Origin of the sequence: Alcaligenes sp. HNGD-HTN06 (assembly GCF_049932565.1) — a bacterium.
GTDB classification, from domain to species: domain Bacteria; phylum Pseudomonadota; class Gammaproteobacteria; order Burkholderiales; family Burkholderiaceae_B; genus Alcaligenes; species Alcaligenes ammonioxydans.
Genome location: NZ_CP187782.1, coordinates 3,212,135 through 3,227,884, shown reverse-complemented (window position 1 = coordinate 3,227,884; position 15,750 = coordinate 3,212,135). Strand labels below are relative to the sequence as shown.

12 protein-coding genes are annotated in these 15,750 nt (G+C 58.5%); 5 read left to right on the top strand and 7 right to left on the bottom strand.

Annotated features, from left to right (window positions below):
* Nucleotides 1-265 precede the first annotated feature (265 nt).
* A complete protein-coding gene (locus ACOZ42_RS14745) occupies nt 266-4,207 on the bottom strand; it encodes a DUF3683 domain-containing protein (RefSeq protein WP_003802104.1) in 3,942 nt (1,313 codons plus the stop codon).
* Nucleotides 4,208-4,354: 147 nt separating this feature from the next.
* On the bottom strand, nt 4,355-4,900 hold the full coding sequence (locus ACOZ42_RS14740) for a YqaA family protein (RefSeq protein WP_003802101.1): 546 nt from the start codon (nt 4,898-4,900) through the stop codon (nt 4,355-4,357).
* 150 nt (nt 4,901-5,050) lie between these two features.
* On the opposite strand from ACOZ42_RS14740, the gene ilvA reads away from it, so the two are divergent.
* A complete protein-coding gene (gene ilvA / locus ACOZ42_RS14735) occupies nt 5,051-6,559 on the top strand; it encodes a threonine ammonia-lyase, biosynthetic (protein WP_219235170.1) in 1,509 nt (502 codons plus the stop codon).
* 261 nt (nt 6,560-6,820) lie between these two features.
* On the opposite strand, the gene ACOZ42_RS14730 is transcribed toward ilvA, so the two are convergent.
* From ACOZ42_RS14730 to phoB, 5 genes are all read right to left on the bottom strand, one after another.
* Nucleotides 6,821-7,834: a biotin-dependent carboxyltransferase family protein gene (locus ACOZ42_RS14730; protein ID WP_131070943.1), complete on the bottom strand. Its 1,014-nt coding sequence runs from the start codon at nt 7,832-7,834 to the stop codon at nt 6,821-6,823.
* Nucleotides 7,831-8,529, bottom strand: a complete 699-nt coding sequence (pxpB, locus tag ACOZ42_RS14725) for a 5-oxoprolinase subunit PxpB (protein ID WP_003802096.1) — start codon at nt 8,527-8,529, stop codon at nt 7,831-7,833. Before pxpB ends, ACOZ42_RS14730 begins: the two co-directional genes overlap by 4 nt.
* A gap of 2 nt (nt 8,530-8,531) precedes the next feature.
* The gene (locus ACOZ42_RS14720) at nt 8,532-8,963 is read right to left on the bottom strand and encodes a VOC family protein (protein WP_003802094.1); all 432 of its coding nucleotides are present in this window, start codon (nt 8,961-8,963) and stop codon (nt 8,532-8,534) included.
* 80 nt (nt 8,964-9,043) lie between these two features.
* Nucleotides 9,044-10,342 carry a phosphate regulon sensor histidine kinase PhoR gene (gene phoR, locus ACOZ42_RS14715; protein WP_059318222.1) on the bottom strand — a complete coding sequence of 433 codons (1,299 nt, stop codon included), beginning with the start codon at nt 10,340-10,342 and terminating at the stop codon, nt 9,044-9,046.
* 4 nt (nt 10,343-10,346) lie between these two features.
* Nucleotides 10,347-11,057, bottom strand: coding sequence for a phosphate regulon transcriptional regulator PhoB (gene phoB, locus ACOZ42_RS14710; RefSeq protein WP_035270329.1), 711 nt, complete (start codon nt 11,055-11,057; stop codon nt 10,347-10,349).
* Nucleotides 11,058-11,320: 263 nt separating this feature from the next.
* Between phoB and ubiE the strand changes: the two genes are divergently transcribed.
* The 4 genes from ubiE to ubiB all read left to right on the top strand — a co-directional run bounded on the left by ubiE (nt 11,321) and on the right by ubiB (nt 15,665).
* A complete protein-coding gene (ubiE, locus tag ACOZ42_RS14705) occupies nt 11,321-12,091 on the top strand; it encodes a bifunctional demethylmenaquinone methyltransferase/2-methoxy-6-polyprenyl-1,4-benzoquinol methylase UbiE (protein ID WP_039943448.1) in 771 nt (256 codons plus the stop codon).
* Between the two features lie 212 nt (nt 12,092-12,303).
* A complete protein-coding gene (locus ACOZ42_RS14700) occupies nt 12,304-13,296 on the top strand; it encodes a Tim44 domain-containing protein (RefSeq protein WP_059318223.1) in 993 nt (330 codons plus the stop codon).
* 180 nt (nt 13,297-13,476) lie between these two features.
* Nucleotides 13,477-14,106, top strand: a complete 630-nt coding sequence (locus ACOZ42_RS14695; protein ID WP_003802084.1) for a ubiquinone biosynthesis accessory factor UbiJ — start codon at nt 13,477-13,479, stop codon at nt 14,104-14,106.
* A 2-nt stretch (nt 14,107-14,108) separates the two neighbouring features.
* Complete coding sequence (gene ubiB, locus ACOZ42_RS14690) at nt 14,109-15,665, top strand: ubiquinone biosynthesis regulatory protein kinase UbiB (protein WP_059318224.1); 1,557 nt, start codon at nt 14,109-14,111, stop codon at nt 15,663-15,665.
* Nucleotides 15,666-15,750 lie beyond the last annotated feature (85 nt).

The following is a 15,750-nucleotide window of genomic DNA, read 5'->3' as shown; positions in this document are numbered from 1 at the left end:
CGGGAGGTGCTGCGAAGGGGATATTAGCTTGAGTGGCCCGACAGAAAAGCCTCCTCATGGCACCGTTGTCGCGTTATCCGTTGCCGGGCACCTTTATCTTGCTAATGGCTCAGCGATCAAGAAAGCCCCATGCCGCTTCTTCGTGTAGCTGCCCACGAGGAACGCTTTTACCTGGGGGCTGCCCAGTGCTAAACAATACCGATATGGCATTTACAAAACAGGCCGACATAAAGCCGGCCTGTTTGCGGAATGTGAGGCGCGAGGCTTACACCAGCACGCGCTCGATACCACCGTCGTTGGCACGGCGGACGTAGTCCGCCATCCAGTTCTCACCCAGCATGTGCTTGGCCATTTCCACCACGATGTAATCCGCATCCATCTTGGTTTCGTCCTCGTAACGGGACAAGCCTTGCAGACAGGAAGGACAGGAAGTCAGCACTTTGACTTCGCCCTGGAAACCATCGGCGCGAACAGCATCCTGGTTCTTCTGCAGCTCTTCGTGTTTGCGGAAACGGATCTGCGTGGAGATGTCTGGGCGTGACACCGCCAGCGTGCCGGACTCGCCACAGCAGCGGTCTGCCTTGATGGTGCTATCGCCCACCAGGGATTTGACCGTTTTCATGGGGTCCTGCAGCTTCATGGGACTGTGACAAGGGTCATGGTACATATAGCGTACGCCTTGCACATCTTCCAGTTTCAGTCCTTTTTCCAGCAGAAACTCGTGAATATCGATCAGACGGCAACCGGGGAAAATCTTGTCGAACTCGTAGCCTGCCAACTGGTCGTAACAGGTCCCACAGCTCACCACCACGGTTTTGATGTCCAGGTAGTTCAGGGTGGTGGCCATGCGATGGAACAACACACGGTTGTCGGTGATCATCTTCTCGGCTTTGTCGCTTTGGCCGCTGCCACGCTGCGGGTAGCCACAGCACAGATAGCCTGGAGGCAGCACAGTCTGCACGCCAACATGCCAGAGCATGGCCTGGGTTGCCAGACCGACTTGCGAGAACAAGCGCTCCGAACCACAGCCGGGGAAATAGAACACGGCTTCCGAATCTACCGAGGTGGCTTCGGGATTGCGAATGATAGGGATATAGTCCGAGTTCTCGATGTCCAGCAGTTTACGGGCAGTCTGTTTGGGCAGGCCACCGGGCATCTTGCGGTTGACAAAGTGAATGATCTGCTCGCGAATCGGTGCCTTGCCAATCGTGGCAGGCGGCGCACTGACCTGTTTGCGTGCCGGCGCCGCCAGCAGATTGTGAGCAGCACGCTGCGCCTTGTAGCCCACCTCGATCATGGCGGTACGCGTCGCTTTGATGACGCGCGGATCTTTGGCGTTCAGAAAGAACATGGCCGCGGCCGAGCCCGGATTAAAAGACTTCTTGCCCATGCGGTTCAGCAAGGAACGCATTTCCATGGACACATCGCCAAAGTCGATATCGACCGGACAGGGGTTGTAGCACTTGTGGCACAAGGTGCAGTGGTCGCCCACGTCTTCAAACTCTTCCCAGTGCTTCAGGCTGATCCCGCGGCGTGTCTGCTCTTCGTACAGGAAGGCTTCGATCAACAAAGAGGTGGCCAGAATCTTGTTGCGGGGCGAGTACAGCAGGTTGGCGCGTGGCACATGGGTGGCACAGACCGGTTTGCACTTGCCGCAACGCAAGCAATCCTTGATGGCGTGTGAAATGGAGCCAATCTCGCTGCGTTGCATGATCAGCGATTCGTGGCCCAGCAGGTTGAAGCTGGGGGTCCAGGCGCGGCTCAAGTCCGCACCGGGCATCAGCTTGCCAGCGTTGAAGTGGTTGTTCGGGTCCACTTCGCGCTTGTAGTTCTGGAAAGGTTCCAGCTCTTCTTGAGTCAGGAACTCGTACTTGGTCAGGCCAATACCGTGCTCACCGGAAATCACGCCGTCCAGACCGCGTGCAATTTGCATGATGCGGGCGACGGTGACATTGGCTTGCTGCAGCATGCCGTAGTCATCTGAGTTCACGGGGATGTTGGTGTGTACGTTTCCGTCGCCAGCGTGCATGTGCAGGGCGACAAATACACGGCTTTTGAGCACGCGGTCGTGAATGGCCTGCAGTTCGGCCAGCACCGCAGCACAGTCGGCGCCTGGGAAAATGTGTTCCAGATTCTCGCGAATCTCGCTCTTCCAGGATGTGCGGATGGTGTGGTCTTGTAATAGCTGGAAGATCGAGGTGTCCGGGTCGGCCTGCAAACGGGCGTCGATGGCGGCGCTGTCCAGCGGCACGCCAATCTTGGCCAGCTCGGCCCGCGCGTCTTTCAGGGGCTTGTCCAGGTTGTCCTGCAACCACTGCCAGCGCTGGCGCACGCTGCGTACCACCTGAAGGGCGTCGTGACGACGCTCGTTCAGAATTTCTTCGCGGGTGTGCTCGGCATCGTTGTGGTCCTCGATCTTGCCAACGGGCAGATCGCCTTGCAGGAAATCTTCCAGCTCACGGGTAAGACGCAGCTTGTTGTCCGTGGACAGCTCGATATTGATGCGTTCAATTTCTTCGGTGTACTCGCCCATGCGGCGTAGGGGGATCACCACGTCTTCGTTGATTTTGAAGGCGTTGGTGTGGCGGGCAATGGCAGCAGTACGGGCACGGTCGGCCCAGAACTTCTTGCGTGCTTCGGCACTGACCGCCACAAAACCCTCACCGGAGCGGCCATTGGCCAGACGCACGACTTCCGAGGCGGCCGTTGCCACAGCATCGGGGTCATCGCCCACGATGTCGCCAATCAGAACCATCTTGGGCAGGCCATCGCGCTTGCTCTTGGTGGCATAGCCCACAGCGCGCAGATAGCGTTCGTCCAAGTGCTCCAGACCGGCCAGAATGGCGCCGATACGCTTGCCTTCGCCATTCAGGTAGTCAATGACTTCCACAATGGAGGGCACGGCCTGTTTGGCCTGGCCGAAAAACTCCATACAGACGGTGCGAGTATGCGCCGGCATGCGGTGCAATACCCAGCGCGCCTGTGTGATCAGGCCATCACAGCCTTCTTTCTGGATACCTGGCAAACCGGCCAGGAATTTGTCGGTTACGTCCTTGCCCAGGCCTTCCTTGCGGAAACGGCGGCCTTCAATGTGCAAGGTTTCGCTGCGCAGCAGTTGGGCGCCGGGGGCGTAACGGCCATCAAACCATTTGACTTCAAAGTGGGCCATTTCCACGTCGTGGATCTTGCCCATATTGTGCTCAAGACGGGTCACTTCCAGCCAGTTGCCCTGGGCATCGACCATGCGCCACCAGGCCAGGTTGTCCAGCGCGGTGCCCCACAGTACGGCTTTTTTACCACCCGCGTTCATGGCGATATTGCCGCCGACACAGGAGGCATCGGCAGAGGTGGGATCGACCGCGAAGACGGTACCTGCGGCTTCGGCCGCATCGGCGACACGGCGGGTAACCACGCCGGCGCCGGTCAGAATCGTGGTGACCGGTTCGGACATGCCAGGCAGCGTGATTTGTTCAGGCTTGCCAATGGTGTCCAGCTTTTCGGTGTTGATCACAACCGAGCGCCAGCTCAGTGGAATGGCGCCACCGGTATACCCGGTACCACCTCCGCGCGGGATGATGGTCAGCTTCAGTTCAATACAGGCGCGAACCAGGGCGGCCATTTCGTTTTCGTGATCGGGCGTGAGCACGACAAACGGGTACTCCACACGCCAGTCGGTCGCGTCAGTGACGTGCGAGACACGCGACAGGCCATCAAACTTGATGTTGTCCTTGGCGGTCAGACGCGAGAGTGAACGCACGATCTTCTGGCGCAGTTCGCGGGTATCGGTAAATTCCTGCTCGAACGCAGCGACGGCACCCCGGGCGGCGTGCAACAGGCGCAAAACCTTTGCATCGCGATCGGGCACGGCACTGTCACGACGCTGATCGATCTCGTTCAGACGATGATTCAGGGCTTCGATCAGTTGATGCTGGCGCTTGGGATTGTCCAGCAGATCGTCCTGCAAATAGGGGTTGCGCTTGACGACCCAGATATCACCCAGGACTTCAAACAGCATGCGGGCGGAGCGGCCGGTGCGGCGTTCGGAGCGAAGCTCGGACAGCTTTTCCCAGGCTTCCTCACCCAGCAGTCGCAGGACAATTTCCCGGTCTGAGTACGAGGTGTAGTTGTAGGGGATTTCACGCAGGCGCGGCGTGTCGTTGTTGCGTGCCTGGGCAGCCAGGTGCTTGCTTGCAATGGGGGCGTTCATGGCGATAATTGGCAAGGCCCGTCAAAGGGCGGCTCAACGAGGAGCAGATAGGCAAAAGACAAGTGTATACGAATCGTCGCCGGGCTGCCCCCTTACTACCGGCGGGAAACAGGGTTAATGAGAGGTTTGCGGCGAGTTTGCAGCAATTTACCAACCCAGCTTGGGGAAAATCCACAGCAAACCGGCAGTCATGGTGATATAGCGCCCCAGTTTGCCCACCGCCATGTAAAACACGCTGGGCCAAAAAGGCAGACGCAGCCAGCCGGCTACCGCGCACAAGGGATCGCCCACGACGGGTAGCCAGGACAACAGCAGGGCGGGCGGGCCCATGCGGATCAGCCAGCGCTGCCCCAGCTCATGCCAGCGGCCAGCGGCCTTGTTTCTGGGCTTGGTCTCGTCCTCATCCGTGCTTTGGGGATGTTTCTCGCGCCAGGCCTCATAGGCTTTTTCGGCCGCCAGGCCCGTGGCATAGCTGATGGCGCCCCCCGCCGTATTGCCGACTGTTGCCACCAGCACCGCGGGCCAGAACATATCGGGAGCCAGATTGATATACGCGAAGACAGCCGGTTCGGAACCCAGGGGAAGCAGGGTCGCCGAGACCAGACTGACGATGAAAATGGCACTGAGGCCCACTTCCGGTAAAGACAAGGTGTTCAAGAGCCAAGCAATGAGATCAGAAGTCCAGGCTTGCATAAGTAAAGTGGGTGGGTAAGAGAGGAAATAATGGACGCCAGTGAGGGCTTGCGCCTATGGTATTCTGTTTTTCTTTCCCGGTGAGCGGTCTCAGGCAGGGGCCTGCGGCTGGCCTTGGTGGCAAAACCGGTTGTTAAGTAAAGCTGAGTCATGTCGAACGATTACCTAAAGCGCATTCTGACCTCGAAAGTGTACGATGTAGCCATCGAAACACCACTTGAACCCGCTCCTCAGGTATCGGCACGAATTAGTAACACGGTGCTGCTCAAGCGCGAAGACTATCAGCCTGTTTTTAGCTTCAAGCTGCGCGGTGCCTATAACAAGATGGCCAATTTGTCGGCCGCAGAATTGAAGCGGGGCGTATTGGCCGCGTCGGCAGGCAACCATGCCCAAGGGGTGGCCATGGCAGCGCGCAAGCTCGGCTGCCGTGCCGTCATCGTGATGCCCACCACCACCCCGCAAGTAAAGATTGATGGCGTGCGCAACCTGGGTGGAGAAGTGGTGCTGGAGGGCGAGAGCTATTCCGACTCCTATCAGCATGCTCTGGAGCTGCAAAAAAGCGAAGGTTTGACCTTTGTACACCCGTTCGACGATCCCGATGTGATCGCCGGGCAGGGCACGGTGGCCATGGAAATACTGCAGCAGCATTCAGGCCCGATTGAGGCGGTGTTTGTGGCGATTGGCGGGGGTGGGCTGGCGGCTGGTGTTGCTACCTACATCAAGGCCTTGCGCCCTGAAATCAAGGTCATTGGCGTTCAGACCGAAGATTCTTGTGCCATGGTGCGCAGCATCAAGGCGGGTCGCCGCGTGAACCTGACCGATGTGGGCCTGTTTTCGGATGGTACTGCGGTCAAACAGGTCGGTTCGGAAACGTTCCGTCTGGTGCGTCAGTACGTGGATGATTTTGTCGTCGTGGATACGGACGCGATTTGTGCGGCGATCAAAGATGTATTTCAGGACTCCCGCAGTGTGCTTGAGCCTGCCGGTGCCCTGGCCTTGGCCGGTGCCAAGCGTTACGCAGCCCAGCACAAGCTTAAAAACAAGACCCTGATTGCGGTGACCTCGGGCGCGAACATGAACTTTGACCGCATGCGCATGGTTGCCGACCGCGCCGACGTAGGTCAGGCTCGTGAAGCACTGTTTGCCTTGACGATTCCCGAGGCCAAAGGCAGCTTTCGCCGCCTGTGCGACGCCTTGGGGACCCGTTCGGTCACCGAGTTCAACTACCGCATGTCCGATCCTGAAAAGGCACACGTTTTTGTGGGGATGTCGATTTCTTCGGAAGCAGAAATCGAGAAGCTGGAAGAGCGATTTGTAAAAAAAGGCTTTGGTACCTTGAACCTGACCGGTAACGAACTGGCTAAAACCCATCTGCGACATATGGTGGGTGGTGTATCCAGTCAGGCGACCGACGAGGTCTTGTTGCGTTTCGAGTTTCCGGAGCGCCCCGGCGCGTTGCGTAAATTTCTCTCCAGCATGAATCAGGACTGGAATATCAGTCTGTTTCATTACCGTAACCAGGGTGACGATTACGGTCGTATTCTGATCGGTATCCAGGTTCCTGCTTCGGACAAGAAAGAGTTCAAGGCCTTTTTGGGCAATCTTGGCTACCCGTATTGGGATGAGACCGGCAACCCCGCTTACAAGTTGTTCCTGTAACACGGGCGAGGACTTGAAGGCCTTAGGGCTTGCGGTCAGCAGCATCCGCATAAAAACACCTCACTTTATCAAGTGAGGTGTTTTTTTTGTGCTTGAGTTCGAGAGCGGCAGGCCGAGCCGCGATCCAGCAAGGCGCCATTCCTTGTTGCCCGAGGGCTCGTCAGCAAGGAATGGCTCAGGTTGCCGGATAGTCTTGCGTCCCGAGGGCAGAACGAAGGAGGGCAGCCGCGACAGAGGCTTTGCTGTTGGCGTCTTGCGAAACTAGGCCAGACAGCGTTTCAGGGCCTGCCGCAACGACTCCAGACTTTCATTGAGGCGCGTGAAGGCCTGCTCCTGACGAGCCGCCAGTGCCTGCGCCTGCTCCACGGTCACCACTTCGAAACCCAGACTCTGACCGGGTACGCGTTGGGCGATCTGGGCCAGGTCTACGCTGGCGACTTGAGCGATGCGGGCATAGCCGCCTGTAGTTTGCCGGTCGGCCATCAGCACAATGGGCTGTCCATCGTTAGGCACTTGAATGGTGCCAAAACACGTGGGGGCGGACAGCAGTTCTTCAGATGACGTACGGCGTAAGGGCTGACCTTCCAGACGGTAGCCCATGCGTTCTGATGCGGGGCTGATGCGATAGTGCTGGCTTTGAAACAAGACCAGCGACTCGTCGGTAAACAGATCCGCTTGATCCAGAATGACGCGCAGGCGCTCCCGTGGGCTCAGGGCCAGGGCGGCGGGCAGGTAGATGCGCAATTCATCCAGCTCGGCCTGAAGACGACTGAGCACCGTTTCGTCCTTGGGGAGTGGCCGGGCCAGCGCAATCTGGTCGCCTTTTTTCAAAGCGCGGCCCTCAAATCCACCCAGGCCTACGCGCATATGGGTGCTTTGGCTGCCCAGTATGGGTTCGACCTGAAATCCGCCATGCACCGCCAGGTACGCACGCGCACCGTGGCCGGGTTTAGCGGCTGGCAGGCTTAGCGTTTGTCCGGCGCGCGCCAGCGTCGGGCGTAGCGCAGCGACGGGCTGGCCATCCAGGGTGGCATCCAGGTCTGCGCCCGTCAGGACAAACAAGGCGGGTTCATCAAAGCGCAGGCTGGGGCCTTGTACCGTCATTTCCAGACTGGCCAGATCCTGTTCGGGGGTATTGCCTGCCAGCAAATGGGCCAGGCGGTGAGCACGCTCGTCCATCGCGCCGCTGGGCGATACGCCCAGATGCTGGTGTCCATACCGGCCTCGGTCCTGCAGGCTGCTTAGCATGCCCGGCTTGAGGATATGTACCGTCATGCGGGAGTCCAAAGATCAAATTGTTCGTGAGGCAATGGCACAAAGCGCACCTGGTCGCCGGGGGCAAGCAAGGCCGCGGGAGAGCGCCGGGCATCGAACAAGCTGACCGGCGAGCGGCCGATCAAATGCCAGCCTCCGGGAGACTCGTTGGGGTAAATAATGGTCTGCCGGTTGGCAATTGCCACCGAGCCCTTGGGCAGCACGGTGCGCGGCGTAGCACGGCGCGGTACATTCAGCGGTTCAGGCAAGATGCCCATATAGGGAGCCCCCGGTGCGAAGCCCACCATAAATACCAGTTGGGGCTGACTGCCGTGCAGCTCAATGAGGTGTTCCTGGCTCAGCCCCAACTGCTCGGCAAGGATTGGCAGGTCGGGGCCGAAGGGGCCGCCGTAGCAAACAGGAATATCCACCAATGCGCCGGGGGCGACCTGATCGCTCACGGCATCCAGGTCGACCAGTGCGTGATGGACATAGTCGCGCAAACGGGCGAGCTGGTCCGTGCTGCCATCGGGATAGAAGTGGATGGCCACCGCCGTAAAGCTGGGGACCAGATCACGGACGCAGGCCGGTGCCTGCTCACGCAGCAGACGCGCAGCCCGGGTACAGCGCAGGCCCGTGTCCAACGATAGCTCGCCGCTGAACTGCACGCGCAGACAGCGGTCGCCCTGTTCGCTAAGTTGCCAGGAGGTATGCATCTTTATTTGGCGAAAAGCGAATCCAGATTGTTGAAGGCTTTGAACTCAAGGGCATTGCCCGATGGGTCCATGAAGAACATGGTGGCCTGTTCACCGGGTTCACCTTTAAAGCGGATATACGGTTCGATGACAAACTGGGTGCCGGCGGCGACCAGTTTGTCTGCCAGGGCCTGCCAGGTGGGCATGTCCAGGACGACGCCAAAGTGTCGAACGGGCACATTATGAGCGTCCACCGCGCTGGTGGCGTTGCTGCCACATTCCGACGGGGCCAGGTGTGCCACGATCTGGTGGCCGTAGAAATTGAAGTCGATCCACTGGTCAGAGGACCGGCCTTCGGGACAGCCCAGGGTCTGTCCGTAGAACTGGCGTGCAACGGCCAGGTCATGGACCGGAAAAGCCAGGTGGAAAGGGCGCAGCTCGTTGGTATGGGACATGCTTGGCTCCTGTGCGGCATAAGGCCGGCAACGTGGTCTTCAGAGCCATTTATTGTAGGGCCAATATGGCCCCGTATGTTCTAGCTGTCCTGGAGTCGGACCCGGCTCTTGGGGAAACGCAACATAAACACGCTGCCTACGCCCAGACGGCTTTGAATCTGCAGATCGGCATTATGTCGCACGATAATGTGTTTGGTGATCGCCAGGCCCAGCCCGGTGCCGCCTGTGGAACGGGAGCGGCCCTTGTCCACACGGTAGAAACGTTCAGTCAGGCGGGGAATATCCTGGGCGGCGATGCCGATACCGGTATCCTGAACGCTGTAGCAGGCTTCCCCATTGTCATTCAAATACCAGCGTACGGTGATGGTGCCATCCTTGGGGGTATAGCGCACCGCGTTGGTAATCAAATTGGAGACGGCCGAGCTCAGCTCGGTTTCCATGCCCTGAATGGCAATGCGGGGATCTATGTCCGTGACAAAGCTGTGCTGCCCGCCCGAAATGGCCTCGCCCTGTTTCAAGGCGCTTTCAATCAACTGGCTGACCTGTACGACGTCACCTTCGACGGTGGGGGAAGATTCCAGGGTGGACAAGGTCAGCAGGTCGGACACAATCGACTGCATGTGGCGCGTTTGCTCCAGCATCATTTGCTCGTAGCGCTGACGCTGTTCCAAAGGCAGGCTGTCGGCCGGCATATCCTGCAGCGTTTCCAGAAAACCCAGCAATACCGTCAGGGGGGTGCGCAGCTCATGGGACACATTGGCCACAAAGTCTTTGCGGGTCGTCTCAAGCATTTCAACCTGGGTGACATCGCGAGTCACAATCAGGAACTGGCCCAAACCGTAAGGCGTCAATTGCAATAGCAAAGAGCGCTCCCGCCCATCTTTGTTCAGATGCAGCATCAGGGGGCCATCCCACTGGGGTTGGCGGGCGTAGCGGGAAAACTCGGGCTCGCGCAGGATGTTGAAGATGCTGTGGTGACGGTCTGTGGCCAGATTCAGGCCGATGTGCTCACAGGCGGTTTGGTTGCACCATTGCAGTTCCATATCCCCGTTCAGGGTAATGGCGCCGTCGGGCAGCGCCTCGGCTGCCATCATGATGCCGTCTACGTAACGATTCAGGTCCTGAATTTCCTGGCGGTCGCGGCGCAACTGGCGGTAAATGGGGGCCAGAATGGCATCCCACGGGCCGACTGCGGGAGGGGGCGGGTCGTTCAGGTTGCGAGTCCAGCGTTCAACGCGGGATAACTGCAAGGTGCTGATGACCAGCAGTAGGAGCAGTCCTCCACAAAACAGGGCAAGACCGATCAATGGACCGAGCCACCAGGCGATCAGGCTGCCCAACAGGGCCCAGATAACAATAGACGTAAATATGCTGAACATGGGATCAGGCGGTCGGCGCCTTTTCCAGTGGGGAAAGGGCAAAACGATAGCCTGAGCCACGGATCGTTTCAATATGTTTGTCGTGTCCGCTCGGTTCGAGCGCCTTGCGCAGGCGGCGGATATGCACGTCTACCGTGCGTTCCTCAACAAACACATGGTCGCCCCACACCTGATCCAGCAACTGGGAGCGGGTGAAAACGCGCTCGGTGTGCGTCATGAAAAAGTGCAGCAGGCGAAACTCAGTCGGTCCGATGGTCAGGGCCATGCCTTGGCTGGACAGGCGGTGTGTGCTGGGGTCCAACTGCAGGTTGCCAATGGAGATCACATCGTCGGTCAACTGAGGCGCGCGGCGGCGCAACACGGCCTTGATGCGGGCAATCAGCTCTTTGGGCGAGAAGGGCTTGGTGATGTAATCGTCTGCACCGGCCTCCAGGCCGTCCACCTTGTCCTGCTCCGAGCCTTTGGCGGTCAGCATGATGACGGGAATGTGTCGCGTGCGTTCGTCCGAACGCAATTTGCGGGCCAGATTGATGCCCGAAGAGCCGGGCAACATCCAGTCCACCAGGATCAAGTCTGGCAGCTCGGCACGGATGAGGATCTGGGCTTGCTCAGCATCAAAGGCGCGCAGCACTTTATGGCCGGCAAAAGACAGGTTGACAGAGATCAGCTCCTGGATCGCAGGCTCATCTTCCACGACTAATATGCTTGTACTCATTGTTAGCTTCAGACTGGTCCGATAAAAAATAAAAGAGGGGTCAGGTCGGCGGCCTGTCTGTATCGGGCTTGAGCACGGGAACCTGCCGCAGGGCTCAGGCCGCTCAAGGGCAATACGGGAGGCACTTCAATTCCTGACTGCACGTAATACGGCCATCATATGGCGTTAATGTTTCAGGTTTGTGAATGTGCGCGAAAGGGTGGCTGTCAGCGGGCGGGATTTTCGTTTCTGTACCGGGAAATCTGCGTTACGATTATGCCATTATGGAAAAACAGCGTCCTTCTCACCCCTCCGCCCAGAATGCCGATACGCACTTCGGCTTTCAAACCGTGGCCGAAAGCGAAAAAGCGGGCAAAGTCGCCCAGGTTTTTCATTCGGTGGCTAACAACTACGACATTATGAACGATCTGATGTCGGGCGGCCTGCACCGTATCTGGAAAGCCTTCACCATTGGACGCGCAGCCGTTCGACCGGGAATGAAGGTGCTGGATATTGCGGCGGGAACAGGGGATCTGACCAAGACCTTTGCGCGTCAGGCCGGTGCCGATGGCGAGGTCTGGCACACGGATATCAACAGTTCCATGCTGCGCGTGGGGCGTGATCGTTTGCAGGACAAGGGCATCATTACCCCGGTTGCGGTTTGCGATGCTGAACATCTGCCTTTTCCCGACGGCTATTTTGACCGCGTCTCGGTAGCCTTCGGTTTGCGCAATATGACCCACAAAGACCGTGCGCTGGCCGAAATGAAACGCGTGCTGCGTCCGGGCGGCAAGTTGCTGGTGCTGGAGTTTTCCCGCGTGGCCAAGCCTTTGCAGGCTCCTTATGACTGGTACTCGTTTAACGTGCTGCCCCGTATCGGCAAGCTGGTGGCCAAGGATGAGGAAAGCTATCGCTATCTGGCCGAATCCATTCGCATGCATCCTGACCAGGAAACGCTGGCGGACATGATGCGGGACGTGGGGCTGGAGCGCGTGCAGTATTTCAATCTGACAGCCGGTGTGGCTGCGTTGCATGAAGGCATTCGTCTGGACTGATCCGCTGCGAATTCTGTCTTTCTATCACGGCACCCTTGGGTGCCGTTTGTTTTTTGTCTGTCACACAGGGTAAAAAAAACATGGTGCAGGTGTACGTGTCATGTTAATGTTCAGCTTATCGTAAGTTTTCTTGAATAACCGACTGGGATGGTATGGCCGGGGGCTCAACCCCCTGTGTGTCAAGCGCTTGTCCTGGTCAGGAGTTTGTGACTATGTCTGGACGGCTTTCTCGTTACTTCATGGCCGCTGTGCTGGCTTTTAGCACCGGCGCTTTGCTGACCGTTTCCTACGATGCGGAAGCACGTCGTATGGGTGGTGGCTCCAGTTTTGGCCGCCAGTCTTCCAATATCACCAGTAATCGCTCGGCTGCGACGCCGCCAGCCGCGGCCAATAACACGACTCGCTCGGCGGCTCCTGCTGCTGGCGCTGCTGCTGCCGGTACGGCCGCTGCGGGTACGGCTGCCAAGTCGGGTATGTCCCGCTTCCTGGGCCCGATCGCCGGCATTGCCGCCGGCCTGGGTATTGCCGCCTTGCTCTCCAGCATGGGCTTGGGTGGTGCGTTCCTGGAAATGATGTCCAGCCTCTTGCTGATTGGCCTGGTTATTTTCGCTGTGCTGTTTATCGTGCGCCGTTTGCGTGGTTCGGCGGCTCGTCCTGCCATGCAGCAAGCCGGTGGTCAGTCCATGATGCGTAATGCCGAGCCTGCTCGCAGCCCCTGGCAACAGCCCCAGGCTGCGCCGGCACCGGCTCCTGCCGCTGCCCCTGCTGTACAGCCGGCCGCTGCTGCCGCTGTGCCCGCACCTCCGGTCGATGAGAGCTGGTTTATCCCTGGTGACTTTGATACGCCGACGTTCCTGGCCAATGCCAAGACCCAGTTTGTGGAAATCCAGAAGCTGTGGGACAAGGGCGATGTCGAACAGCTGCGTACATTCTTGACCGATGATCTGCTCAAGGAAGCTGCCCCTCAGATCGCCCAGCGTCAGGGTGAGAACGTGACTGAGGTGGTCCTGCTCAATGCGGAGCTGCTGGGCATTGAAAAAGTGGCCGATGGTCACCTGGCCAGTGTTCGTTACTCCGGCATGTTGCGTGAAGAGGCGGGTGCCGAGGCCTTCCGCTTCGAGGAAGTCTGGAATCTGTTTAAAGCTGACGGCGCCGGCTGGCTGCTGGCAGGCATTCAGCAGATCCCGGTTGACCCCAACGCTTGATCTTTATCGAAACAAACAGCCGCCTTCTTGTTCAGGCGGCTGTTCTGTTATGAGCGCTCTCGTTTCTCTGTGATCCCATCTGCCCGTGTTCCTTTAGTCTCGTGCATCCGGCCGTGTGTCTGTCGGGTTAAACTGGCTGTTTTAATTGGACTGGTTTACTCGCCCCGGCAGTAGACTTGCATGGACATGCTTGGTATCCCTTCATTCCTAGAACCTAGCGCCGTGGGCGTGCGTTTGCTCAATGCCTTGCTTGATCGCGAGGACTGGGCGCGCGATCGTTTGCAGGCGCATGCAGGTAAAACCGTCTCGCTGATTGTGGGCCGTTTACAACTGGTCTACACCATCACTTCCCAGGGCAAGCTGGAGCAGGGCCACCCCGCTGTGGTTCCTGATGTGACCTTGACCCTGCCTCAGGACAAGCTGCCGGAGCTGCCACAAATTTTGCAGGATGGCGATTTCAGCCGGGTGGCGCAACTGATGCATGTGCAAGGTGAGGCCGGTCTGGCTAATCTGGTATCTGATCTGGCGGCCAATCTGCGCTGGGATGCGGAACATGATCTGGCCAAGATAGTGGGCGATGTCATGGCGGTGCGTCTGTTCAGTGGCGCGCGACGGGCTGTTTCCGGGCTGCGGGATTTGGGGCAGCGTCTGGCCGGCAATGCCACCGAGTACCTGACCGAGGAAAGTGCCTTGCTGGTCACCCGTCCCGAACTGGATCGGATGCGCGGGCAGGCGTCCAGTTTGGTCCAGCGTCTGAACGAGCTGGACCAGCGCTTGAGTCGTCTTGATGCACGTCGGCGGGAGTCCTGAATATGTTCTCCTTGTGCCGTCTGCTGAGCATCCTGCTGGTTGTATTCCGTTTTCGTCTGGACGAGCTGGTGCTCTCCAGTATCCGCCATCCCTGGGCGTCCCGCCTGTTGCGCGTTGTGCGTCTGGGCCGCAAGCCCAAGCTGCCGCGCGGTGTGCGTTTGCGCCTGGCTTTGGAAAGTCTGGGCCCCATCTTTGTGAAGTTCGGTCAGGTGCTCTCTACGCGCCGGGATCTGATTCCGATGGATATCGCCGAACAGTTGGCCATGCTTCAGGATCGTGTGCCGCCTTTTCCTTCCGACGTGGCGGAGGCGACGATTCAGAAAGCGTTGGGTGCCTCGCCTTACGATCTGTTCCAGGAGTTTGATCGCACGCCCGTCGCCTCGGCCTCGATCGCCCAGGTTCACTTTGCCACCCTTCACAATGGCCGCGAGGTCGCTGTGAAGGTGCTGCGTCCGGGCATGCGTGAGGTCATTCACAAAGATCTGCGCCTGATGCGGGTTCTGGCCGCGTTCATGGAACGTCTGGGACCGGATGCCCGTCGTCTGAAGCCGCGTGAGGTGGTCGCCGAGTTCGACAAGTATCTGAACGACGAGCTGGACCTGATTCGTGAAGCCTCCAATTGCAGTCAGCTGCGCCGCAATTTCACCAAGGATGTCGAGCGCACCCAATTGCTGATCGTGCCTGAAGTGCATTGGGATTACTGCGCATCCACCGTGTTCACCATGGATCGCATGAAGGGTATCCCCGTCAATCAGATTGATCGTTTGCGTGCGGCCAACGTGGACTTGAAAGATCTGGCCCGCAAAGGGGTGGAGATTTTTTTCACCCAGGTGTTTACCGACGGCTTTTTCCATGCTGACATGCACCCTGGCAATATTTATGTGTCGGATGCCCCTGAGACGCTGGGCCGTTACATTGCCCTGGATTTTGGCATCGTGGGCTCCTTGTCCGAGTTCGACAAAAACTACCTGGCACAGAATTTTCTGGCTTTTTTCCGGCGCGACTACCGCCGGGTAGCCCAACTGCATATTGAGTCTGGTTGGGTGCCGCCAGAAACCCGCGAGGAAGAGCTGGAAGGCTCGGTACGCGCGGTGTGTGAACCGTATTTTGATCGGCCTTTGTCCGAGATCTCGCTGGGGCAAGTGCTCTTGCGTCTATTTCAGACCTCGCGCCGGTTTAATGTGGAAATTCAGCCGCAGCTGGTGCTGCTGCAGAAAACTCTCCTGAATGTGGAGGGGATGGGGCGGGACCTGGATCCGGAACTGGATCTGTGGGATACCGCCAAACCTTATCTGGAAAAGTGGATGTACCAGCGTATTGGACCATCGGGCTTTTACTCGCGTTTGAAACAGGAAGCCGGGCAGTGGGCCCAGATCATGCCGCAGCTTCCGCGTCTGGTTTATTCCAGCCTGAATAGACCAGAGACAGGGCAGGCGTTGAACCAGGAACTTAAGCTGCTGCGTCAGTCGCAGCAGCAGACCAACCGATTGTTGACCGCCTTATGTGCTGTATTGGCGGTGGCGGTCGGGGTGGCCATCTGGGCTTTGGTGGGGCGTTAAGTGTGACGACCCCGCAGCGTGTCAGTTTTTTTGTGGCTGACATATTTCTGATAACTGCAGGTTCTACGATAGACGCAGGTCCGCC